Here is a 20,524-nt window from a genome sequence, read left to right on the forward strand (position 1 = left end):
CATAATACAGTCACCTCCATGGAATGGTTGACCGCTCCCTTCGAGGTGTCCTTCGTCGCACGCGCCCTTTGGGCCGGACTGCTGGTCTCGGCCACGTGCGCCCTGGCCGGCACCTGGGTCGTGCTGCGCGGCATGGCGTTCTTCGGCGACGCGATGTCGCACGGGATGCTGCCCGGCGTGGCACTCGCCTCCCTGCTGGGCGGCAACCTGTTCATCGGCGGAGCGCTGAGCGCGGTCGCGATGGCGCTCGGCGTTACCGCCGTCACCCGCTGGTCCAACACCTCCCAGGACACCGGGATCGGGCTGCTGTTCGTCGGGATGCTCTCGCTCGGCGTGATCATCGTTTCGTACTCGCAGTCCTTTGCCGTCGACCTGACCGGGTTCCTCTTCGGCGACGTGCTGGCGGTGCAGCTCCAGGACCTGGCCGTCCTCGCCGCCGCGGCGGCCGCGGCGGCCTGCGTCTCCCTGGCGGGCCACCGCGCCTTCGTCGCCCTGGCATTCGACCCCCGCAAAGCCCGCACCCTCGGCCTGCGCCCGCGCCTGGCCCACGTGGCCATGCTCGGGCTGGTGACCCTCGCGATCGTCGCGTCCTTCCACGTGGTGGGCACCCTGCTGGTGTTCGGGCTGCTGATCGCGCCGCCGGCGGCGATGGCGCTGTGGGCCCGGCGCATCCCGGCGATCATGCTCGGCGCCGCAGTGCTGGGCGCGGCGGCGACCTTCGCCGGCCTCCTGGCGTCCTGGCACCTGGGAACCGCGGCAGGGGCGACCATCGCCGCCACCGCGGTGGCCCTCTTCTTCCTCTCCGCGCTAGGCCGCGTTTGGCGGGTCGCTGCCCTACTGCGCGGCGCCCCAGCACCGCTCTCGCGGCGTTCTCGTCGGTCGACAGGGGACCCGCCCTGACTCCCTCCTCGGCCTTGCGAGAGCGGCACTGGTTCCTAACTCAGTGCCCCGCGCCGCAACGGCGCTTCGCGCATCGGGCGCGGGGCACACACGAGTGCGCCGCTCGCTACGGACGGACCCACCAAACACGGCCTGGCGGCCCGCCTGCGCGACCGCAGGCCCGCCGGCGCGGCGGCACCCCCCACCGCAGCAAACCCCATCCCCGAAAAGGAGTACGAGTGCACACCATGAAGCTGCCGGGAGGCAGCGCCCGGGCCGTCCTGGCCTGCGCCGCAGGCGGCCTGCTGGCCGCGGGCTGCGGCCCGGCCGGCGGCCAGGAAGCGCCCGGCGCGGCCGCCTCCACCCCGCACGGATACGTCGAAGGGGCCACCGAAGCCGCCGAACCGCAGTGGCGCCTGGTCCTGGCCGACACCGGTACCGGCGGCCTGCACCTGCTGGACCCCGCGACCGAGAAGGCCACCAAGGCCGGCGAGGTCCCCGGAGTCCAGGAGGCCGCCACCGACGGCCGGTTCGCCTACTTGGGCACCGGCGGCTCCGCGACCGTGTTCGACAGCGGCACCTGGGAGGTCGAACACGGCGATCACTCGCACTACTACCGCGCCGAGCCCAGCGTCGTCGGCGAGGTCGAGACCGGTGGCGCGCTGCACGCCGCGGGCGATAAGGCGGTCACCGCGCTGTCATCGGACGGGGGAGTGCAGGTGCTCGACCGCGCCGCTCTGGAGGAGGGCACCATCAGCCAGAGCGAGCTGTCCGGCGGCGGCACCGCCCTGGCCTACGGCAAACGGCTCGTGGCCGCCCGCCCCGACGGCACCGTCGAGGTGCTCGACCGCGGCGGCGAACCCGCGGAGCAGGAGATCGAGCAGCGCTGCCCCGACCCGCAGGGCCAGGCGGTGACCCGGCGCGGCGCGGTCCTGGGCTGCTCCGACGGCGCCCTGCTGCTGACCGAGACCGACGACGGAACGCTGGAAGCGGAGACGATCCCCTATCCCGGCCAGGAAGGCGCCGAACCCGTCCGCTCGTTCCACCACCGCCCGGGCGCCGCAGTACTGGCCGGCCGCACGGGCGAGGGAGTGGTGCAGGTACTCGACATCGGCGCCCGCGAGTGGACCCGCATCGACACCGGCCCCACCGTCGCGGTAAGCGCCGCGGGCGAGGACATGCCGGTCCTCGCCCTCGGCAAGGACGGCACGCTGCGCGCCTACGACCCCGCCTCGGGCGAGGAGACCGCCGCGACCGAACTCATGGACCCGCCCGCCGCGGAGGGCGGCGCAGCACCGGCCATCCGGATCGACACGACCCGCGCCTACGTCAACGACCCCGCGGCCGATGCGGTCCACGAGATCGACTACAACGACGACCTCCGGCTGGCCCGCACCTTCGACCTCGCCTTCAGCCCCGACCTCATGGTCGAGACGGGTTGGTGAGCGCAATGACCCAGAACTCCCGATCGCCCCGTGCCGCCCGCCGCCGCGGATTCGCTCCAGCGGCGCTGACCGCACTGCTCGCGGTGCTGCTGCCCGCCGCCCTGTCCGGCTGCGCGGCCTTCGGCGCAGAACGGACCGGCATCGTCGTGACCACCAACATCCTCGGCGACCTCACCCGCAACGTCGTCGGCGACCAGGCCGACGTCACCGTGCTCATGCAGCCCAACGCCGACCCGCACTCCTTCGGCGTCTCCGCGCGCCAGGCCGCCCGGCTGGAGCAGGCCGAACTGGTCATCTACAACGGCCTCGGCCTGGAAGAGGGTGTGCTGCGCAACGTCCGCACCGCCGAAGAGGCAGGCGCCGCCGGCCTCGCGGTCGCCGAAAGCACCGACCCGATCGACTACTCCGCAGGCGAGACGGCCGGACAACCCGATCCGCACTTCTGGACCGATCCCAAGCGCGCCGCCCAAGCTGTCGACCTCATCGCCGACGCGGTGGCCGACCAGGTCGGCGGCGTCGACGCCGAACAGGTCCGCGCCAACGCCGCGGACTACCGGGAGCAGGTCGAAGAACTGCACGACAGCGCCGAGCAGCGCTTCGCCGAAATCCCGCAGGAGCGGCGCAAGCTGGTCACCAACCACCACGTCTTCGGCTACTTCGCCCAGCGCTACGGCTTCGAGGTCGTCGGAGCGGTCGTGCCCAGCGGCACCACGCTCGCCTCGCCCAGCAGCTCCGACCTGAAGTCCCTCGCCGACGCGGTCGAAGGGGCGGGTGTGCCCGCGGTCTTTGCCGACTCAACACAACCCGACCGCCTCGCCCAGGCCATGGCCGAGGAAGCCGGTCTCGACATCGAGGTCATCCCCCTGTTCTCCGAGTCCCTGACCGCACCGGACGGCGGAGCGCCGACCTACCTGGAGATGACCCGCTACAACACCGGCGCCATCGCCGACGGCCTCGCAGGTTGAGCCCGGCACCGCCTTTCCCGCACACCGCCAACGGGGGCCAATCGGCCCTCGCCCCCACTGAGAACGGAAGTCGCACCATGAACCATGTCCTGCACCGGTCCCATCGCCGCCGGAGCCTGGCCGCGCTGTCGGCGCTGGCGGCACTGGGCCTGACCGCCACCGCCTGCGGCGGCGCGGGCGGCGCAAGCGAGGAGTCCGGCGGTTCCGGCTCACCCGCCGCGGCCACCGATGCGCTGACCGCCACCTACGACGGCGGCATCTACGTCATCGACGGCGAGACGCTCAAGGTCGTCAAGGACATCCCGCTGGAAGGCTTCAACCGGCTCAACCCGGCCGGCGACGGCCGCCACGTGCTCGTGTCGACGTCGAGCGGTTTCCGCGTACTCGACGCGGCCGCCGCCGAGCTCACCGATACCGAGTTCGAGGCGCCCAAACCAGGTCACGTGGTCCGCCACGCCGGCAAGACGGTTCTGTTCTCCGACGGCACCGGCGAGGTCACCGTCTTCGACCCCGCCGACCTCGGCGGCGGGTTGCCCGAAAGCGAGACCCACACCACCGAACACGCCCACCACGGGGTGGCCGTGGTGCTGGAGAACGGCGAGATGGTGGTGAGCCTCGGCGACGAGGAGGAGCGCTCCGGCATCCAGGTCCTCGACGCCGACCGCGAGGAGACCGCCCGCAGCGAGCAGTGCCCCGGCGTGCACGGCGAGGCCACCGCCAAGGACGGCGCCGTTGTCGTGGGCTGCGAAGACGGTGTGCTGGTCTACGCCGGCGGCGAGATCACCAAGATCGATGCTCCGGACGAATACGGCCGGATCGGCAACCAGGCCGGCCACGAGGATTCCCGCTACGTGCTGGGCGACTACAAGACCGACCCCGATGCCGAGCTCGAACGCCCCGAGCAGGTCTCGGTCGTCGACACCCGGGACAACAAGCTGCAGCTGGTCGACCTGGGCACCAGCTACAGCTTCCGCTCCCTGGGCCGCGGTCCCGACGGCCAGGGCCTGGTCCTGGGCACCGACGGCGCACTGCACGTCATCGACCCGGAATCGGCCGAGGTGACCGACTCCTTCCCGGTCATCGGCGAGTGGTCCGAGCCGCTGGAGTGGCAGCAGCCCCGCCCCACGCTGTTCGTGCGCGGCGCCACCGCCTATGTGACCGACCCGGGGGAGCAGAAGCTCTACGCCGTCGACATCGCATCCGGTGAGGTCGAGCAGGAGACCGAGCTGCCCAAGGGGACCAACGAGGTCACCGGCGTCGCCACCGGTTGACCTGCCCGCCGGCCCCGGGCAGCCTCCCCTCCCGCCCGTGCGGCCGGCAACGGCCGGGGCGCCGCCGCGGCGGCGCCCCGGGCCGGTATGGTCGTGGCCGCGCCGGCCGGTGCCCACTGCGCGCGCGGTCGGCTTTCGAACCGCAGGCCCGATTCCCGGGGCGCGTGTTAGACAAGGGGAACACTCATGGCCGCTGTGCACGGCTCGACCGCGGACATCACCACCGCCGACGGAACCGCCGACGCCCACCTGGTACATCCCGACGACGGCCGGGCCCATCCCGGAGTCCTGATGTACATGGACGCCTTCGGGTTGCGCCCCCAACTCCACCGCATGGCCGCCCGACTGGCCGAGGCCGGATTCACCGTGCTGGTGCCCAACGTCTTCTACCGCCACGGGCGCTCCCCGGTGGTGGAGCTGCCCGAGTTCATCGACCCCGGGCAGCGCCCGGAGATCTTCGCTGAACTGGGCCCGATGATGCAGGAGCTGACACCGGAACTCGTGCAGCGCGACGCGGACGCCTACCTGCGCCATCTGGCCCGGATTCCGGAGGCCGCCGACGGGCCGGTGGGGGTGGTCGGCTACTGCATGGGCGCCGCGCTGGGCCTGCGCACGGCCGGAACCCACCCCGACCGCGTGGCCGCGATGGCCGGGTTCCACGGCGCCAACCTGGCCACTGAGACACCCGACAGCCCGCACCGGCTGGCCGAGTCGGTCAAGGCCGAGCTGTACTTCGGCCACGCCGACCAGGACGCGGGCATGCCGCCGGAGCAGATCGAGCGCCTCGACGGCGCCCTGTCCGCGGCGGGGGTGCCCCATCGCAGCGAGGTCTACACCGGCGCCTCGCACGGCTACACCCAGGCCGACACCGCCGCCTACGATGCCGAGGCGACCGAACGCCACTGGCGTGCGCTGCTGGACCTGCTGCACCGCAACCTGCCGGCGGAGTGACCGGGGAGCGGTCCGGCGCGCCGACCGGGCGAGTGGCCTGGCGCGCGCCGGGGTCCGAGCCCGCATGGGCACAAATGTGATCTACGTTGTAAAGGCGACTGTTTCCGGTAACCCGGATTCAGCAACAGAATAGGAAACCCCCGGCCGGTGCGGCCGGGGGTGTTTCCGTACTGCTCAATGTGTCATCACGGGGACGTTCCGGCGGCCGATGAAGAACCAGCACAGGGCGCCGATGAACGGTGCGATGAAGATGAACACCAGCCAGACGAGCTTCATGCCGAAGCTGTGCTTGGATGCCAGCGCGCTGATGATCGCGGCGATGATGAAGCCCACGTAGGCCACCAAGAACAAGCCGACGAGCGCCATGACCCCGTACGCGGCCAGGCTCTGCTGTCCTTCGGTGAGTAGTGCCGCGGCGTGCTGTACCGGCATGGGATCCGGAACCCCCGTTCAGATCGGTGTGTGTATCTACCGAAACGCTAGCCTGCGCTCCGTAACGCCCACATCGCCCCCAGGTACCGACCCGCCCACCCACCAAAGGTTTAACCGCCGACCGCCAATGGTCGGGGCGCCGCGCACGGCGCCCCACCGCCGAGCCGGCGCAGGCGGCGCCCGTTCAGGCGGGGGTTCGGTAGTCCAGTTTGCCCCGCCCGCGAGTACGGACGAACGGAGCGCGGGCGGGGCCCGGCCGTTTCGCGGGCGGGTGCGCGGGGACCGCGGTTGCCGGTGGTGTTTGCAGGCGGTGTCCGTTATGGCACAACGGCATCTTGCCCGGATGTATCGGCCGGATCCACGTCCGGACCGGTCTTTTCGTCCTGCGGGCATGGCCCCGGCCCTTCATCCCGGCAACGGAGCCCTGCGAAAGGCCTGAACCGGCAATCCGGCAGGGGATACGCCCGTTTCTTCGGAAAAATTGTCTTCGGAGGGATGATCGGGTTCGCTGGATTTGTCGGTGGAATCACTTGATTAACCCCATCCGAAACCCGGAATTGGGGAACTTGGTGCGGAAGCGCGGTTCCGCGCTATGCGCTGAAATCCGCTAGCGTCCCGCCATGGCAGGAAAAGAGCACGAACTGCAGGTGCGCATGCTGCAGAACCGGCCGGACACCACTGCGGATATTCTGCGCACGGTGTTCGGCATGTACGTTCCCGACTACAGCCATGCAGGAGCCGGATGCCCTGATGTAACCGTATTCGCCCTAAAAGAATACAAAGCGGACCAAGTGACCATCCTCTACGGCGACAACGGCAAGGAGTTGATGGCCATCATCACCGAGGTACAGCACAAGCCGGACAAGGAAAAGGCCTACACCTGGCCGGTCTACGTCTCCGAAGTGCGCGACCGGCTGCGCTGCCCGGTACGCCTGCTCGTACTGTGCCCTGACCGGAAGACCGCCGAATGGGCGCGCAAGCCCATCGGGGGACAGCACGAAAGCCTGTCACTACAGGCGTCGGGTCTGGGTCCGGACAATATGCCGGTAATCGACGATCCCGCCCTTGCGCAACAGAACCCGGAACTTTCGGTGCTCTCCGCCGCGGTGCACGGCGATAACCCCAAGGTCCTAAACGCCGCGCAGGCCGCCCTGGACATGGTTTCCGAAACAAGTACGGAACAGTACTATGACTACATCTGGTGGAAGCTCACCGATTCGGCTCGCAAGCAATGGGAGGCGCTAGTGCAGACCGAGAACTACGAGTGGCAGGGCGCTTACGCGCGCAAGATTCAAGAAGGCAAGGCTGAAGGTAAGGCTGAAGGTAAGGCCGAGGGCAAGGCCGATGCCATCCTCCAGGTTTTGGACATGTCCGGTGTTGCCCTCACTGACGAGCAGCGCGACACCATCATCACCTGCACCGACATCGACCAGCTCCACACGTGGCTCGACCGCGCCATGAAGGCCACCAGTGCCCGCGACGTCTTCATGCCCTGACCATCTACCCGCACGGACCCACCCGTCGCAAGAATGAAGCACGCTAATGCAGACTGAAGAGTACGAGTCGCCGGGCCCCTATGCGCGCAAGATCCAAGAAGCAACGGAAGCGGGTTGGGCTAAGGGCATGGCGAAAGGCATGGCCAAGGCCGTCCTGCGGCGCCTGGACTTTGCCGGTGTTGCCCTCACTGACGAGCAGCGTGAAACGATCGGCGCCTGTACCGATCTTGAGCAGCTTGACACGTGGATCGACCGTTCGGTGAAGGCCACCAGTGCCCGCGACGTCTTCATGCCCTGACAAGACGCCCGCCCGCCGCCGTCTGCCGAGTTGGTCGCCCGCGGACGCGAGGTCCAAAGCCCACTCCTGGCCCGCGCCGTGCGCTGGCACACCGAGAACCGCATCGCCATCAGCGGCACGCGGACGGTCATCCTGGATTAGGGACCCGGAGCACCGATGACCATGCAGAGATACCCGGATTTCAAAGCTGAGACGGGCGATCCCGCATGGTCGCCGCCTACTGCCCGGTGGTCAGCACCATGCGGAAACGGGCGTCGTTGGAGATCATGCGCTCGTAGGCTTCGGCGGCGCGCTCCAGCGGCAGGGTTTCGATCATCGGCCGGACGCCGGTGGTCGTACAGAAGTGCATGGTGTCCTCGGAGTCCTGCGAGGTGCCCGACGGGTGCCCGGCGATGGACGTGGCGGGGCCGATCAGGCTCATCGCGTTCAGCTCGATGGGGGTTTCGGCGGCACCGAGCACCAGCACCTGCCCGCGCGGCGCCAGGCCGGCGACCGCGGTGGAGACCGCTGAGCCGCTGGTGGTGGTCGCGACGACCACGTTGGCCCCGCCCAGTTCGGCCAGCGCAGCGGCGGGGTCCTGTGCGGTGGAGTCGATATGGCGGTGGGCGCCCAGGTCGCGGGCGAGCGCCGCCTTCTCGGGGCCGCGGGAGATCGCAACGACCTCGCAGCCCATCTTCGCGGCGAACTGGATCGCCAGGTGCCCCAGGCCGCCCACGCCGACCACCGCGATGCGGTCGCCGGGGCGCGCGGGGCTGGAACGCAGCCCGTGGAACGTGGTGAGGCCCGCGCACAGCAGCGGCGCCGCCTCCTCGGTGGCGAGCTCATCGGGGATCCGCGCCAGCGCGTCGGCCGGAACCACCACCGCCTCGGCGTAGCCGCCGTCGAACGTGACACCGGGGATCCGCCCGTTCACGCAGGTGATGAAGTCGCCGCGGCGGCACCGCTCGCAGTGGTAGCAGGCGCCGCCGAACCAGCCCACGCCCACGCGGTCGCCGGGCGACCACGGGCCGAGGACCCGCGGCCCCACCTCGTCGACCACGCCCACCACCTCGTGTCCGGGGATGATGGGGAACGGTGTGGCCGCGCCCATGACGCCTTCCTTGGCGAACATGTCCGAGTGGCAGACCCCGCACGCCTGCACCCGCACCCGGACCTCGCCGTCCCCGGGCTCCGGCAGTTCACGCTCGACGAGTTCGAAGGGTCCCCCGGCCTCGGGGACCTGAACCGCGCGCATCGTGGCCATGTCCGTCCTCCCAGCTGTCGACCTGCTCGTTTCGGATCCGGCGCAGGCGGAACACCGATGGCCGCGTCCCGGCGCCGCACCGCGGTGCGGCCGACCGGACCGGCCGATAGCGACCGGCCCACCCGCACAGCGGCCACGCCGGCGCCCCGCACATCTGCGCACCATCACAACTCCCGGCCACGGAGGTTCCTAAACGCCGCGCCGAGACGCGCCCGTCCACGTGGCGTCGCCTCAACCGCCGCCGGAGCCTTCGCCCGCCAGCAGCGCAAGGATGTCCCCGGTCGGCCGCACATCCCCGAAGGAGCGGTAAACAGTGCGCAGCGAGTCATTGTGCTCCCGGTCACCGCCGCCCGCGGCGGCATCGGCGGCGAACACCACGCGGTACCCGAGCGTGCTCGCGTCCCGGGCCGAGGACTCGCAGCACACCCCCGTCACCGTCCCGGCGATCACGACCGTGTCCACACACCGCGCCTCCAGCAGTGCGGGTACCGGGGAGTGCCCGGGGAAGAACGCGCTGGGCGCGGTCTTCTCCGCCCAGAGGTCACCGGGCCGCGGCCGCAACCCCGGCCACAGCCGCGTGGACGCAGGCCCGCTGCCGCCCGCCTGTGCGTAGGTGGCGGCAACCCGCTCGCCGTAGAAGTCCACCGCCCACTGCGACGGAGCCGCGGACACCTGCGGAAGCACCCACACCACCGCACCGCCGGCATCGCGCAGACCGTGCGCCAACCGGTTGATGTTGGGCACGATTCCGCGGCAGTAGGGGTTGCCGGCGACGAAGAACGCGCCCATGTCGACCACGACCAGAGCGGTCCGCCGCCCGGTAAGCGACTCGTAGGCGAAACGGCGTCCGCGCCGGGCCTCATGGCGGGCATACTCTTCCGGGGCGATGCGCCACTCGTGCACGCGCGGCCCCGTGCGGGCGGCTGCGGGCGGCGCCGGGCGGTGCACGTCCGAGTCCTCGGGAGGGTGCATGGCGGCGATCCTGGCACCGGCCGGCTCCGGCCGCCACTCCCGGTGCGCCCCGCGGCGGGTCCCGGGCTGGTAGGGCACTGTTGTGTTGCTTACAATCGCCATGCCGGTCATCCCTGCCGCGCGCCGGTTGCGTGTTCGGCTGTTCGCCGGGCGGTTCGAGCGGGGGCGGGGTGGGGGGCCGGTGGCGGAGGTGCGCGGGCGGGTGGGGCCGGGTGCCGGGTGGTCCGCGCGATATGGCCCGCCGCGTTGCAGAACCCGGAGGACGACCGCATGGCAGCACTGCACGGTCCGCCGCAGCGCACCCGTCCGCGGCGGAGGCTGCTGGGGACGGCGGTGCTGGTGGTGGGCGCGGTCGGGCTGGGTGCCGCCACACTGTTCTTGGCGATGGGCCTGTTCGGGGTCCTGTTTGAGCCCGGAGGCAGCACCGCCGACTACGACGCCTCCGACCACCCGAAGCGCGTCACGCGCTTCGACGCCACCGTCGACGTGGCCCGCGGCGGCGCCGTCACGGTCACCGAGCGGCTGACCTACCACCACGGTTTCGGCGCCGAGGGCGGCGCCCACCGGACCCTGCCCGCCCGCGGGGAGATCGCGGGCTACGGCGACCTCGACTTCGGCCTGCGCGACGTCGAGGTCCTCGACAGCGACGGCGCCCGACCGGTGGCCGTGGACCGCGCGGACGACGGGAGCGCCGCCAGGGTCAGCATCGGCGGCGACTCGCTGCGCGGTGAGCACACGTTCGTGCTGCGCTACACCTACGACTCGCTGCTCGTCCGCAGCGGCGCGGGCCCGCGCCTGTATCTCGACGTCGTGGGCAGCGGGTGGACGATTCCCGTGGAGTCGACCCGGGCGACCCTGCACCTGCCCGCGCCGCCGCGGGGCGCCGAGTGCTACGCGGGCGACCCCGGCACCGGCGCGGCGTGCGAGCGGAGCGGGACCGAGGGCGCCACCGTCGAGATCGCGAACGGGGTGACGGCGCCGGGACAGGCGCTCAGTGTGGACGTCGGTCTCGAAGGCATGGACACCGGGGTCGCCGCCGGACGTACCGGTGCCGAAACGGATCGCACGGGCTGGTGGGACCGGGTCTTGTCGCAGCTGCCCCTGCTCGCGCTGCTCACCGTGCTCACTGTGCTGTGCGGGCGGTTGTTCCTCGGCTGCATCTACCGGCTGACCGGGTTTCCCAAAGGGGTCGGCCGCCACGGCGCCGGAGGGTTCGGGGGCGGCAGCGGCGGTGGTGGCGCCGCCGGCGGCGGTGGCGGCGGAGGGGGCGGAGGCGGCGGAGGGGGCGCCGGGGGTGGCGGCGGTGGCGGTGGCGGCGGCTGAGTCCGGCCGCTGGTTCCGGCCGTGCGGTCCCGCACGGTGCCGCCCGTCGCGGCCCGATGCGCAAAGGGGCGCGACGGCTCGGTGCGGCGCTGTCCGGAGCCGTCCGGAGCCGTCCCATGGGGCCGAATCCCGGTGAATGAGGGCCTCGGGGCGCAGAAACTTACGGCCTCGTAGGTTACGATGGCGTAAGTAACGTCCCTAGATGGTCACGAGGTGGCACATGTCTACGACTCCCGACGCGTCCGCGGTCAGCGCGGCGCAGGAAGACCGGCCGCGACCGGGGGGTGCCCCGGAAAGTGATCTGGATCCCGAGGTCCGCAGCTTCAAGGGGCGGGCCACGATCTTCGGCTACGTACTCATCCCGCTGCTGGCGCTGGCCGCAGCGGTGCCCTTCGCGTGGGGGTGGGCGCTGACCTGGGTGGACGTCGCCATCGGTGCCGTGTACTTCCTGATCGGCGGGCTCGGCATCACCGTCGGCTTCCACCGCTACTTCACCCACGGCTCGTTCAAGGCCAAGCGGGGGCTGCGCATCGCCCTGGCGCTGGCCGGGACCCTGGCGTTCGAAGGCAGCGTCATCAAGTGGGTCGCCGACCACCGCCGCCACCACAAGTACGCCGACGTCGAGGGCGACCCGCACTCGCCCTGGCGCTACGGCGACGACTGGCGCTCGGTCGCCAAGGGGCTGTACTACGCCCACATGGGCTGGCTCTACCTGGACGACCGCAAAACCTCGCTGCGCCGCTTCGCCCCGGACCTGCTCAAGGACAAGGACATCGCCGCGATCGACCGCTGGGCGATGCCGATCTTCATGTTCTCGCTGTTCTCGCCGGCGCTGATCGGCGGCCTGGCGACCCTGTCGTGGACGGGCGCGCTGACCGCGTTCTTCTGGGCCGGGCTGGTGCGCCTGGCACTGCAGCAGCACGTGACCTGGTCGGTGAACTCGATCTGCCACACCATCGGCGAGGAGAACTTCGAGGTCCGCGACCGCTCCCGGAACGTGTGGTGGCTGGCCATCCCGTCCTTCGGCGAGTCCTGGCACAACCTGCACCACGCCGACCCCACCTGCGCCCGGCACGGCGTCCTCAAGGGGCAGATCGACATCTCCGCCCGGGTGATCTGGATATTCGAGAAGCTGGGGTGGGCCTACAAGGTCCGCTGGCCCGATGCCGAACGCCTCGGCGCCAAGCTCGTCGGCTCCGGCTGAGCCGAGCGGCCGACCCGATACCTGGCCCCGGCTGCCGGTCCCGCCCGCATTCGCGGAGCGGGACCTTTGCGTTTTCCGGGGCCTGGCGGGTTCCGGGTCCTGGTTTCCGGGTTCCGAGAGGTTGCGGCGGTTGCGGCGGCAGCAGCCGCCCGCGAGCGCACGGTGCGCCGGGCCCGCCGCCCGCCATTCGGCCCGTCAGCGGCGGGCCGCGGGGATCGCGGCCACTTTGCGCTCCACCAGCCGAGCCACCGAATCCACGTGCCGGGCCAGGTAGAAGTGGCCGCCGCGGAACGTGTGCACGTCGATCCCTGCCGAGGTGTGCTCCCGCCAGTGCTCGGCCTCGTCTTGGGACATCCGCGGGTCCTCGTCGCCGACCAGCACGGTGACCGGCGCCTCCAGCGGCGGGCCCGGACGGTGCCGGTAGGTTCCGATGGCCCGGTAGTCGGCGCGCAGCGTCGGCAGGACCAGCCGCATCAGCTCCTCGTCCTGCAGGAACGCAGAGTCGGTGCCGCCGAGCCGCTTGACCTCCTCCAGCAGCCGCTCGTCGCTCTGCAGGTACAGGTCCTCCCGCCGGTACTGCGACGGCGCCCGCCGGGCCGACACCATTACCGCCTCCGGCCCCTGGCCGCGCGCCTGCAGCCGGGTGGCGAGTTCGAACGCGACGATCGCGCCCATGCTGTGGCCGAAGAGCACGGTGGGCCGGTCCGGCGCAGTGTCCAGCACCCGCACCAGCAGGTCCGCCAGCGTGTGCAGGTCTTCGACGCAAGGTTCCGATCGCCGCTCCTGGCGCCCTGGGTACTGCACGGCGACCACATCGGCAGCGGACCCCAGGGCCTTGCACAGCGGCAGGTAGAAGGAGGCCGAACCGCCGGCGTGCGGGAGCAGTACAACACGGACCGGGGCGTCGGGCGCGGGGCCGAATCGCCGCAGCCAGCGGTCGGGGTCGGTAGCGGGGGCAACCTGTGCGGCCATGTCCTGCTTTCCGGGTCGGTGGCGGTGGCTGCTGCCTTCGGGAGCATAGGCGGCAGCGGCAACGGGAGGCGGCGCAGGCTGTCTGCGGCCGGCGGTCGGCCCGTTGCCGGTCCGCAGCCACTGGGCGGGCGGGGGTGCCCGCGCAGTGGACTCTGCCAACGGCGGGGGATCCGGACAACCCCTAACCAGCCCTTACCGCGACGCCCTGTTTCTCCGGATCCCAAGCGACAGAACCTGATGACCATGCAGGAATGCCGGGATTTCAATGCCGGGATGGGCATTTCTGCATGGTCGCCACCGGCACCGCCGCACGGCCAGGGCGCAGCATCGCACCGCAGCCCTGATCCGAACTCCAGACAGGACCTAGCAGGGGCTCCAATTGTAGATGCTGTTGTTGATCCAGTCAGGGATGTCCCGCCACACGCCGGGTCCGAGCTGCATGTAGCGCCCTTCTCCGTTATAGAGGCATACCATGGTGTCGGTGCGGTTCCACGCAGAGCTCGCCCGGTTGGTCATTCCGGCACTGATCTCCCAGCCGGTGCCCCCGGCCTCCATTTCACCCAGGCCACCGCGGAGATCCCAGATGCATACGTTTCCAGAAGCGCATCCATCCCAGTCAGCGGCTGCTGTCCCCGTCGTGGCAACCATGGCCCCCGCCGTGCAAGCTATCGTGACCGCTCCGGCGGAAATGATCCTTTTAAGGTCCATCGGTAAACTCCCGATTCTGTGTCTTATTCTGCGCCCGATATGGCAGCGAAGAAATTCCTGAATATAGTGCAGTGATGTCTATGGCCACTTCTATATTGGGTCCAAGGGCGGGAATTCTTCGGGGCAACTGCCTTACGGATGGGCTAACCTACCACCTGAGGTCTGCTCGCGGCCCGGCCCGAGAAATCCTGAAAGTGCAGCGCAATGGGTTCGGGGGGATTCGGAACCGAAGATCCGCGCAGGTCATCGGAAAGCCCTTGCCGGGCCCTGTGTGATAAACCACAGTGCGGCTTTGAGCGGGCTCCGCGGCCTACCGGCGCGGCCGCAGCGTGACCACCTGGTCGGCGTCCGACATCACCGCCGAGCGCGAGTAGTGCAGCGGCAGGGGGTCGTCCCGGCGCCACGGCGCGAGATGGTCGGCGTAGTGCGGGTCATTGGGATTGCCCGATTGGCCGGGTGCGTTGACGGCCAGCGACGCGTCCCAGTTCCCGACATCGAGCACCATCTTGAACGAGGCGCCGTCGAGCTGGCGGTAGGTGCCCGGGTCGAAGAGCGACGCGTCCACCGTGTTCCACGAGCCGCCCTGGTCGAACGGACCCAGCGTCCCATGCACCGGGTGGTCGAAGGCGACCTGCTGCAGGTCGCCCCAGCGCCACTGCGCCGGGTCGCCGCCGAGTTGGCCGGCGACGTCCTCGTAGGCCGCGCCCAGGGACCGGGCCAGGATCCCGTCCAAGGTGGCCTGCGCGTCGCCGCCGAACCACCGCTCGGGCTCGTGCAGCGCGTCGACCAGCGCCGACATCTGCTGCGGGAAGGCGATGTGCTGCGCGGCCTCGGGCGACGCCTCGCGGTAGAAGGCCTGTCCGAGGTGGCGCATGGTCCAGGTGTGGTACAGAGCCGCGGCGCCGGAGTCCGCAGCGGAGGTGCCGTCCCAGCCGCGCAGCACATCGAGTGCCCGGCCCGCCGGACCGTCTGCCTCCAGGCCCTCCCTGCCTTGCAACCCGTCCAGCAGCGGCAGTACGCGGCGCGCGGCGGTGTCCACCGTGTCGCTCTGCAGCGACACCGAGTCGGCGAGCGAGACCGAGCCGTCCTCGGCGAGCACCTCGGTGATGTGCTCCTGCCGGTAGGGCGGGGACCACTCGTAGCCCACCTGCAGCGGGTGGCCGTCGGGCATGTTGTACTCGTTGGCGGTCGAGAAGTACCCGCGGGAAGGGTTGTGCTCCGCGGGCAGCCGGGAGCCGTCGGCGAAGCCGTCCCACTCGTAGCGGCCGTCGCCGGGAACCGGCAGCAGGCCGTCGTAATTTTCGCCCGTGCGGTCGGGCAGCAGCGCCCCGGGCGACCACCCGATGTCGCCGGAGGTGTCGGCGTAGGTGAAGTTCAGCGGCGGGCCGCCCCACTGGTTCATCGCCGCGCGGAAACCGGCGAAGTCCTCGACCCCCAGCAGCCGCATGCTGCCGAAGTAGGCGGCGGTGCCGGGCTCGGTCCAAGACGTACGCAGCGCAAAGGCGCGCCCGTTCTCCACGTCGGTCTTGATCACCGGGCCGTGGCGGGTGAACGCGAGTTCGGCCTTGCGCTTGCCGCCCCCGGCGACGCTGATGTGCTCGGTGACGGTGCGCATTTTCTCCCACCGGCCGCGGTAGCGGTACCGGTCGGGTTTGTCCGGGTGCAGCTCGTAGACGTAGAGGTCCTGCTGGTCGGCGGGGAAGATGGTCAGCCCGAAGGCCGCGGTTCCGTTGTGGCCCATGGAAACCCCGGGCAGCGACGGCTCTCCGGCGCCGATGACGTCCATACCGGGCGCGGACAGGTGGGCGATGTAGCGCAGCGAGGGGGCCGACATCGCCCGGTGCGGGTCTCCGGCCAGCATGGGGCGCCCGGTCGAGGTGCGGTCGGGCGAGACCACCCAGCTGTTGCTGCCCTCGGAAGCGGCCCTGTTCACGCCGGCGGAGGCGGGCTGCGGTTCGCCGCCGCCGTCCAGGGCCACCGGCGCGGTGGCGAGCGCGTAGGCGTCGAGTACGTCGGCGGGGACCGAGCAGGGCTCCAGACCGTCGGGTACCTGCACGTCGTGGGCCGGCTCCAGGCGGGCCCGCAGCGCGTCGGCGCCGAGCCCGGCGGCACACGCGATCCGCGCCCTCGCCACCTCGCTGCGGATGTTCACCGCAAGGCTGTTGCTGCGGATCCGCACCACGTCCTCCGGCTTCCAGCGCGCCGGCTCGTAACCCAGTTCGGTGAACTCGGGGGGCATCCGGTCCGGGTTGTCCTGCAGCCAGCCGATGTAGGCGTTGATCCCCTCGGTGAAGTTCCGGGCCGCCGCGCGTGCACCGGGGCCGTAGGAGGCCCACTCCTTGCGCATGCTCCCGCGGTACAGGAACAGCCGTGCCGCGCGGTCCTGCTCTGCGAAGTCCGGACCGAGCACCGCGGACAGCCGGCCCAGGCCGCGCCTGCGCTGCAGGTCGATCTGGAAGAGGCGGTCGCGGGCGGCGTTCATGCCCTGGGCGAAGAAGGCGTCGCCGGTGTTCTCGGCGTAGATGTGCGGGACGCCCGCCGAGTCGACGACGATGTCGACCTTGTCGTCGAGGCCGGGCAGCGTGTACTCCTCGCTGTTCGCCGCCGCCAGGGGCATCCCCTGGCCGGGCGCCGCCAGGAACGGTGCGGTGGCGATGCCGCAGGCGAGCAGGGCACCGGCGATGGTCCGGCGGTTGCGCATGCCAGTCCTCCACTGAGCGGACGGGGGATGGGGATGGGGGATGGGCGCCGCGCAACGTGGAGCAGGGGCGGCAGCGCGGCTGCGCGGCTGCTGCGGGCGGCCTGCCGACGGTGGGGGAGGCGAAGGGGAGAGCGGCAACCGAGCCGGGGCGCGGCGGTGTGCGGCAGTGCAGCGGTGCGGCGGCGGTGCAGGGGGTGTTGCGCCGGTGCCGCGGCGGTGGGGCGTGCCCGGTCTCCGCCGCGGGACCGCGACCGGATTCGGGGGGCGCCCTCCCTGGTGAGGAGGGCGCCCCCCGACGGCTCCGCTTCCCGGGGTGGAGGGGCGGCGGCGGGTGGTCGGGTCCGACCGGTTGCTGCGGACCCGAGTCTTCCGGCGTCCGTCCTCCGCCGGCACCCGTAGCCGCCCCCAGCCCCACCCCGAGCGGGCCCGTTCTACCGGGGACCGCCCGGGCGGTTCACCGCGCCCGCAGTCCCCGCCGCAGGGAGAACACCAGGTCCTCGCGCATCTTCTTGGTGATTTCGGCGTAGGCGATGACCGATGCGCCGTGGAAGGTGCCGGGGTAGAGGATGAGTTCCGTGGGGATCCGGGCCTCTGCGAGGCGCTGCGAGTAGGCGATGCCCTCGTCGCGCAGCGGATCGAACTCGCAGACCGTCACCAGTGCCGGGGGGACTCCGGTGAGGTCTTCGGCGCGCATCGGGGCGGCGTAGGGGGAGACGTCCGCAGACCCCGGCGCCGGCCCGCCCGCCAGGTAGTACTGCCACATCGGCTTGGTCTGCCGGCCGCTCCAGCCCGGAGTGTCGATGAACGTCTGCGCCGACCACGTCGACTGCCGGTCGTCCAGCGCCGGGACGTCGAGGTACTGGAAGCACAGCTGCGGTCCGCCGCGGTCGCGGGTGAGCAGGGACACCGCCGCGGAGAGGTTGCCGCCGGCGCTGTCGCCGCCCACACCGATCCGGTCGGTGTCGACGCCCAGTTCGGCGGCGTTGCCGTGCACCCACAGCAGGGTCGCGTACACGTCCTCCAGTGCCCCGGGGAAGGCGGTTTCGGGCACAAGCCGGTAGTCGACCGACACCACCAGGGCCCCCACCCGGTCGGCGATCTCCATGCAGCGGGCGTCGAACATCACCATGTCGGAGGCGACGAACCCGCCGCCGTGGCTGTAGACGAGCGCGGACATGGGGCGCATCGCCGCGGAGGGGGTGTAGACGCGCACCCGCACGTCGGGGGCGCCGGCGGGGCCGGGGATCTCCCGGTCGTCGATGTCCATGCTGTGTTCGGGCGTGTAGCGCGGCAGCTTCTCGTGGAACGCGCGCTCCTCCTCAGGCGAGGCGCTGATCCGTTTGTGGATGACGTCTTCCAGATCGACCTCGGGCATCATCGCGGCCCAGGGGGCGAGGTCGGGATCGAACCTGTAGTTCATGGAGCAATCATCGGCCGGGCTGGGGGCGCGGGGCATCCGCCGGACGGCCGCCGTGCGGGGCTTTCCGGCGGCCACGTGGCCGGATGCGCCGCGTGGGCCGGGCGATCCGCCCTGCTCGGGCGGGCGGCGCTCTGCGCTGAACGGGGCGCATACGAGGGCGGCCGCGCCCCCGCCGTACCCCCTGAATGTGGGCAACCGCCCCCTATGTCGCCTTTGCGGGCTGGTTCGGCGGGTGCAACCCGCCTAGCTTCGTGCTGGCTGCTCCGCGCGCACAGCGCTGCCCGCACCCCGCGGAGCGCACACAGGTTCGCGCAGAGAGACAGGTGATCGACGCATGAAAGGCATCGTCCTGGCGGGGGGCTCGGGAACCCGGCTCCACCCGGTGACCCTCGCGGTCTCCAAACAGCTGCTGCCGGTCCACTGCAAGCCGATGATCTACTACCCGTTGTCGGTGCTGATGCTCGCCGGCATCCGCGACATCCTGGTCATCTGCGCCCCCGAGCACCTCGACCAGTTCCGCCGCCTGCTGGGTGACGGCTCCCGCCTGGGAATCAGCATCGACTACGCGGTCCAGCCGAGCCCCAACGGGCTGCCGGAGGCGTTCACCATCGGCGCCGGCCACATCGGCGGCGACAGCACGGCGCTGGTGCTGGGCGACAACATCTTCCACGGCGCCTCCTTCTCCGCGGTGCTGGAGGAGCACAGCAAGGACGTCGACGGGTGCGTGCTGTTCGGCTACCCGGTCGGCGATCCGGAGCGCTACGGCGTCGGCGAGGCCGACGACAGCGGGCGGCTGCTGTCACTGGAGGAGAAACCGGAGAAACCGCGGTCCAACCGGGCCATCACCGGCCTTTACTTCTACGACAACGACGTCGTCGACATCGCCAAGAACCTGCGGCCCTCGGCCCGCGGCGAACTGGAGATCACCGACGTCAACCGGGTCTACCTGGAGCGCGGCAAGGCGCAGCTGGTCAACCTGGGCCGCGGGTTCGCCTGGCTGGACACCGGCACCCACCAGTCGCTGGCCCACGCCGGCCAGTACGTGCAGGCGATCGAGGAACGCCAGGGCGTGGGCATCGCCTGCCTGGAGGAGGTGGCCCTGCGCAAGGGCTTCATCGACCAGGAGACCTGCTACCGGCTGGGCCGGGAGCAGGCCAAGTCCGAATACGGCCGCTACGTCATGCGCATCGCCCAGGAGTACGACCGCGACGGCTGGGCCTGACGGCCCCGTTGCACCTGCGAGGAAAGGGAGGGAGCGGCCATGCGCATCGTCGTGACGGGCGGGGCCGGGTTCATCGGTTCGAACTTTGTGCACCGCCTGCTGGAGGGGCGGTACCCGGAGGTGGCGGGGGCGCACGTCACCGTCGTCGACAAGCTCACCTACGCGGGCAACCGCGCCAACCTGGACGGGCTGGCCGACCCCGCCCGGATGGAGTTCGTCCGCGGCGACATCGCCGACCGCGACCTGATGCTGGGGGTGCTGGACGGCGCCGCGCTGGTGGTGCACTTCGCGGCTGAGTCGCACGTGGACCGGTCCATCGCCGGGTCCGCCGAGTTCATCACCACCAACGTGGTGGGCACGCACAACCTGCTGCAGTGCGCGCTGGAGACCGGCGCGGGCCGGTTCGTGCACGTCTCCACCGACGAGGTGTACGGGTCGATCGCAGCGGGCTCCTGGGCGGAGACCCGTCCGCTGGAACCCAACTCGCCGTACTCGGCGTCCAAGGCCTCCTCCGACCTGATCGCCCGCGCGTTCCACCGCACCCACGGCCTGGACGTGTGCGTCACCCGCTGCTCCAACAACTACGGTCCGCGCCAGTACCCGGAGAAGTTCATCGCCAGGGCCGTCACCAACCTGGTGCGCGGCATCCCGGTACCGCTGTACGGCGACGGCGCCAACGTGCGCGACTGGCTGCACGTCGACGACCACTGCCGGGCGATCGCGCTGGTCGCCGCCAAGGGCCGCGCCGGCGAGGTCTACAACATCGGCGGCGGCACCGAGCTGACCAACCGCGAACTGACGGGCCTGCTGCTGGACGCCGTCGGCGCGGACTGGTCGATGGTGCGCCGCGTCGAAGACCGCCCCGGCCACGACCTGCGCTACTCGGTCGACCACGGCAAGATCGCGCGAGAGCTGGGCTACAGCCCGGAGATCCCGCTGGAACAGGGCCTGGCCGACACCGTGCGCTGGTACCGCGACAACCGCGCCTGGTGGCAGGACACCGCCCCGGCCGCCTGAGCACG

General features: G+C 71.0%; 18 protein-coding genes. 11 read left to right on the forward strand and 7 right to left on the reverse strand.

Translation table 11 applies throughout. From position 1 onward, the window contains the following. Positions 1-18: 18 nt before the first annotated feature. The 5 genes from aztB (at position 19) to ACYVD5_RS27820 (ending at position 5,511) form a co-directional block, all read left to right on the forward strand. Positions 19-900 carry a zinc ABC transporter permease AztB gene (gene aztB / locus ACYVD5_RS27800; protein ID WP_461004129.1) on the forward strand — a complete coding sequence of 294 codons (882 nt, stop codon included), beginning with the start codon at positions 19-21 and terminating at the stop codon, positions 898-900. A gap of 227 nt (positions 901-1,127) precedes the next feature. Next, positions 1,128-2,324, forward strand: a complete 1,197-nt coding sequence (locus ACYVD5_RS27805; RefSeq protein WP_461004157.1) for a WD40 repeat domain-containing protein — start codon at positions 1,128-1,130, stop codon at positions 2,322-2,324. A 5-nt stretch (positions 2,325-2,329) separates the two neighbouring features. Then, complete coding sequence (gene aztC, locus ACYVD5_RS27810; protein WP_461004130.1) at positions 2,330-3,289, forward strand: zinc ABC transporter substrate-binding protein AztC; 960 nt, start codon at positions 2,330-2,332, stop codon at positions 3,287-3,289. A gap of 77 nt (positions 3,290-3,366) precedes the next feature. After that, positions 3,367-4,560, forward strand: coding sequence for a zinc metallochaperone AztD (gene aztD / locus ACYVD5_RS27815; RefSeq protein ID WP_461004131.1), 1,194 nt, complete (start codon positions 3,367-3,369; stop codon positions 4,558-4,560). 186 nt (positions 4,561-4,746) lie between these two features. Then, on the forward strand, positions 4,747-5,511 hold the full coding sequence (locus tag ACYVD5_RS27820; RefSeq protein ID WP_461004132.1) for a dienelactone hydrolase family protein: 765 nt from the start codon (positions 4,747-4,749) through the stop codon (positions 5,509-5,511). Positions 5,512-5,685: 174 nt separating this feature from the next. Here ACYVD5_RS27820 and ACYVD5_RS27825 read toward each other — a convergent pair whose 3' ends face one another. Beyond that, positions 5,686-5,943 carry a PLD nuclease N-terminal domain-containing protein gene (locus ACYVD5_RS27825; protein WP_461004133.1) on the reverse strand — a complete coding sequence of 86 codons (258 nt, stop codon included), beginning with the start codon at positions 5,941-5,943 and terminating at the stop codon, positions 5,686-5,688. A 620-nt stretch (positions 5,944-6,563) separates the two neighbouring features. On the opposite strand from ACYVD5_RS27825, the gene ACYVD5_RS27830 reads away from it, so the two are divergent. Both ACYVD5_RS27830 and ACYVD5_RS27835 read left to right on the forward strand, forming a co-directional pair. Then, the gene (locus tag ACYVD5_RS27830; RefSeq protein WP_461004134.1) at positions 6,564-7,439 is read left to right on the forward strand and encodes a hypothetical protein; all 876 of its coding nucleotides are present in this window, start codon (positions 6,564-6,566) and stop codon (positions 7,437-7,439) included. Positions 7,440-7,485: 46 nt separating this feature from the next. Continuing rightward, positions 7,486-7,737 carry a hypothetical protein gene (locus ACYVD5_RS27835; RefSeq protein WP_461004135.1) on the forward strand — a complete coding sequence of 84 codons (252 nt, stop codon included), beginning with the start codon at positions 7,486-7,488 and terminating at the stop codon, positions 7,735-7,737. A 217-nt stretch (positions 7,738-7,954) separates the two neighbouring features. On the opposite strand, the gene ACYVD5_RS27840 is transcribed toward ACYVD5_RS27835, so the two are convergent. Both ACYVD5_RS27840 and ACYVD5_RS27845 read right to left on the reverse strand, forming a co-directional pair. After that, positions 7,955-8,980: an alcohol dehydrogenase catalytic domain-containing protein gene (locus ACYVD5_RS27840; protein WP_461004136.1), complete on the reverse strand. Its 1,026-nt coding sequence runs from the start codon at positions 8,978-8,980 to the stop codon at positions 7,955-7,957. Between the two features lie 231 nt (positions 8,981-9,211). After that, positions 9,212-9,952, reverse strand: a complete 741-nt coding sequence (locus tag ACYVD5_RS27845) for an isochorismatase family protein (RefSeq protein WP_461004137.1) — start codon at positions 9,950-9,952, stop codon at positions 9,212-9,214. A 270-nt stretch (positions 9,953-10,222) separates the two neighbouring features. Here ACYVD5_RS27845 and ACYVD5_RS27850 point away from each other — a divergent pair, with 270 nt between their 5' ends. Together ACYVD5_RS27850 and ACYVD5_RS27855 are read left to right on the forward strand one after the other, a co-directional pair. After that, positions 10,223-11,275 (forward strand): DUF2207 domain-containing protein, encoded by a 1,053-nt coding sequence (locus ACYVD5_RS27850; RefSeq protein WP_461004138.1) that lies wholly within the window; start codon positions 10,223-10,225, stop codon positions 11,273-11,275. A gap of 220 nt (positions 11,276-11,495) precedes the next feature. Next, a complete protein-coding gene (locus ACYVD5_RS27855) occupies positions 11,496-12,479 on the forward strand; it encodes an acyl-CoA desaturase (RefSeq protein ID WP_461004139.1) in 984 nt (327 codons plus the stop codon). Between the two features lie 195 nt (positions 12,480-12,674). On the opposite strand, the gene ACYVD5_RS27860 is transcribed toward ACYVD5_RS27855, so the two are convergent. The 4 genes from ACYVD5_RS27860 to ACYVD5_RS27875 all read right to left on the reverse strand — a co-directional run bounded on the left by ACYVD5_RS27860 (position 12,675) and on the right by ACYVD5_RS27875 (position 18,280). Continuing rightward, positions 12,675-13,451 carry a thioesterase II family protein gene (locus ACYVD5_RS27860; RefSeq protein WP_461004140.1) on the reverse strand — a complete coding sequence of 259 codons (777 nt, stop codon included), beginning with the start codon at positions 13,449-13,451 and terminating at the stop codon, positions 12,675-12,677. Positions 13,452-13,814: 363 nt separating this feature from the next. Then, complete coding sequence (locus tag ACYVD5_RS27865; protein ID WP_461004141.1) at positions 13,815-14,159, reverse strand: peptidase inhibitor family I36 protein; 345 nt, start codon at positions 14,157-14,159, stop codon at positions 13,815-13,817. 310 nt (positions 14,160-14,469) lie between these two features. Beyond that, positions 14,470-16,860: a penicillin acylase family protein gene (locus ACYVD5_RS27870; protein ID WP_461004142.1), complete on the reverse strand. Its 2,391-nt coding sequence runs from the start codon at positions 16,858-16,860 to the stop codon at positions 14,470-14,472. A gap of 454 nt (positions 16,861-17,314) precedes the next feature. After that, positions 17,315-18,280: an alpha/beta hydrolase gene (locus tag ACYVD5_RS27875; RefSeq protein WP_461004143.1), complete on the reverse strand. Its 966-nt coding sequence runs from the start codon at positions 18,278-18,280 to the stop codon at positions 17,315-17,317. A gap of 334 nt (positions 18,281-18,614) precedes the next feature. Between ACYVD5_RS27875 and rfbA the strand changes: the two genes are divergently transcribed. Continuing rightward, complete coding sequence (rfbA, locus tag ACYVD5_RS27880; RefSeq protein ID WP_461004144.1) at positions 18,615-19,502, forward strand: glucose-1-phosphate thymidylyltransferase RfbA; 888 nt, start codon at positions 18,615-18,617, stop codon at positions 19,500-19,502. 39 nt (positions 19,503-19,541) lie between these two features. Then, positions 19,542-20,519, forward strand: coding sequence for a dTDP-glucose 4,6-dehydratase (gene rfbB / locus ACYVD5_RS27885; protein WP_461004145.1), 978 nt, complete (start codon positions 19,542-19,544; stop codon positions 20,517-20,519). The last annotated feature ends 5 nt before the right edge of the window (positions 20,520-20,524 follow it).

The organism is Streptomonospora sediminis (genome assembly GCF_054778995.1).

Excerpts from the sequence above, each read along its gene's own strand:
- aztB (WP_461004129.1), top strand. The coding sequence starts at position 19 with ATGGAATGGTTGACCGCTCCCTTCGAGGTGTCCTTCGTCGCACGCGCC.
- ACYVD5_RS27805 (WP_461004157.1), top strand. The coding sequence starts at position 1,128 with ATGAAGCTGCCGGGAGGCAGCGCCCGGGCCGTCCTGGCCTGCGCCGCA.
- aztC (WP_461004130.1), top strand. The coding sequence starts at position 2,330 with ATGACCCAGAACTCCCGATCGCCCCGTGCCGCCCGCCGCCGCGGATTC.
- aztD (WP_461004131.1), top strand. The coding sequence starts at position 3,367 with ATGAACCATGTCCTGCACCGGTCCCATCGCCGCCGGAGCCTGGCCGCG.
- ACYVD5_RS27820 (WP_461004132.1), top strand. The coding sequence starts at position 4,747 with ATGGCCGCTGTGCACGGCTCGACCGCGGACATCACCACCGCCGACGGA.
- ACYVD5_RS27825 (WP_461004133.1), bottom strand. The coding sequence starts at position 5,943 with ATGCCGGTACAGCACGCCGCGGCACTACTCACCGAAGGACAGCAGAGC.
- ACYVD5_RS27830 (WP_461004134.1), top strand. The coding sequence starts at position 6,564 with ATGGCAGGAAAAGAGCACGAACTGCAGGTGCGCATGCTGCAGAACCGG.
- ACYVD5_RS27835 (WP_461004135.1), top strand. The coding sequence starts at position 7,486 with ATGCAGACTGAAGAGTACGAGTCGCCGGGCCCCTATGCGCGCAAGATC.
- ACYVD5_RS27840 (WP_461004136.1), bottom strand. The coding sequence starts at position 8,980 with ATGGCCACGATGCGCGCGGTTCAGGTCCCCGAGGCCGGGGGACCCTTC.
- ACYVD5_RS27845 (WP_461004137.1), bottom strand. The coding sequence starts at position 9,952 with ATGCACCCTCCCGAGGACTCGGACGTGCACCGCCCGGCGCCGCCCGCA.
- ACYVD5_RS27850 (WP_461004138.1), top strand. The coding sequence starts at position 10,223 with ATGGCAGCACTGCACGGTCCGCCGCAGCGCACCCGTCCGCGGCGGAGG.
- ACYVD5_RS27855 (WP_461004139.1), top strand. The coding sequence starts at position 11,496 with ATGTCTACGACTCCCGACGCGTCCGCGGTCAGCGCGGCGCAGGAAGAC.
- ACYVD5_RS27860 (WP_461004140.1), bottom strand. The coding sequence starts at position 13,451 with ATGGCCGCACAGGTTGCCCCCGCTACCGACCCCGACCGCTGGCTGCGG.
- ACYVD5_RS27865 (WP_461004141.1), bottom strand. The coding sequence starts at position 14,159 with ATGGACCTTAAAAGGATCATTTCCGCCGGAGCGGTCACGATAGCTTGC.
- ACYVD5_RS27870 (WP_461004142.1), bottom strand. The coding sequence starts at position 16,860 with ATGCGCAACCGCCGGACCATCGCCGGTGCCCTGCTCGCCTGCGGCATC.
- ACYVD5_RS27875 (WP_461004143.1), bottom strand. The coding sequence starts at position 18,280 with ATGAACTACAGGTTCGATCCCGACCTCGCCCCCTGGGCCGCGATGATG.
- rfbA (WP_461004144.1), top strand. The coding sequence starts at position 18,615 with ATGAAAGGCATCGTCCTGGCGGGGGGCTCGGGAACCCGGCTCCACCCG.
- rfbB (WP_461004145.1), top strand. The coding sequence starts at position 19,542 with ATGCGCATCGTCGTGACGGGCGGGGCCGGGTTCATCGGTTCGAACTTT.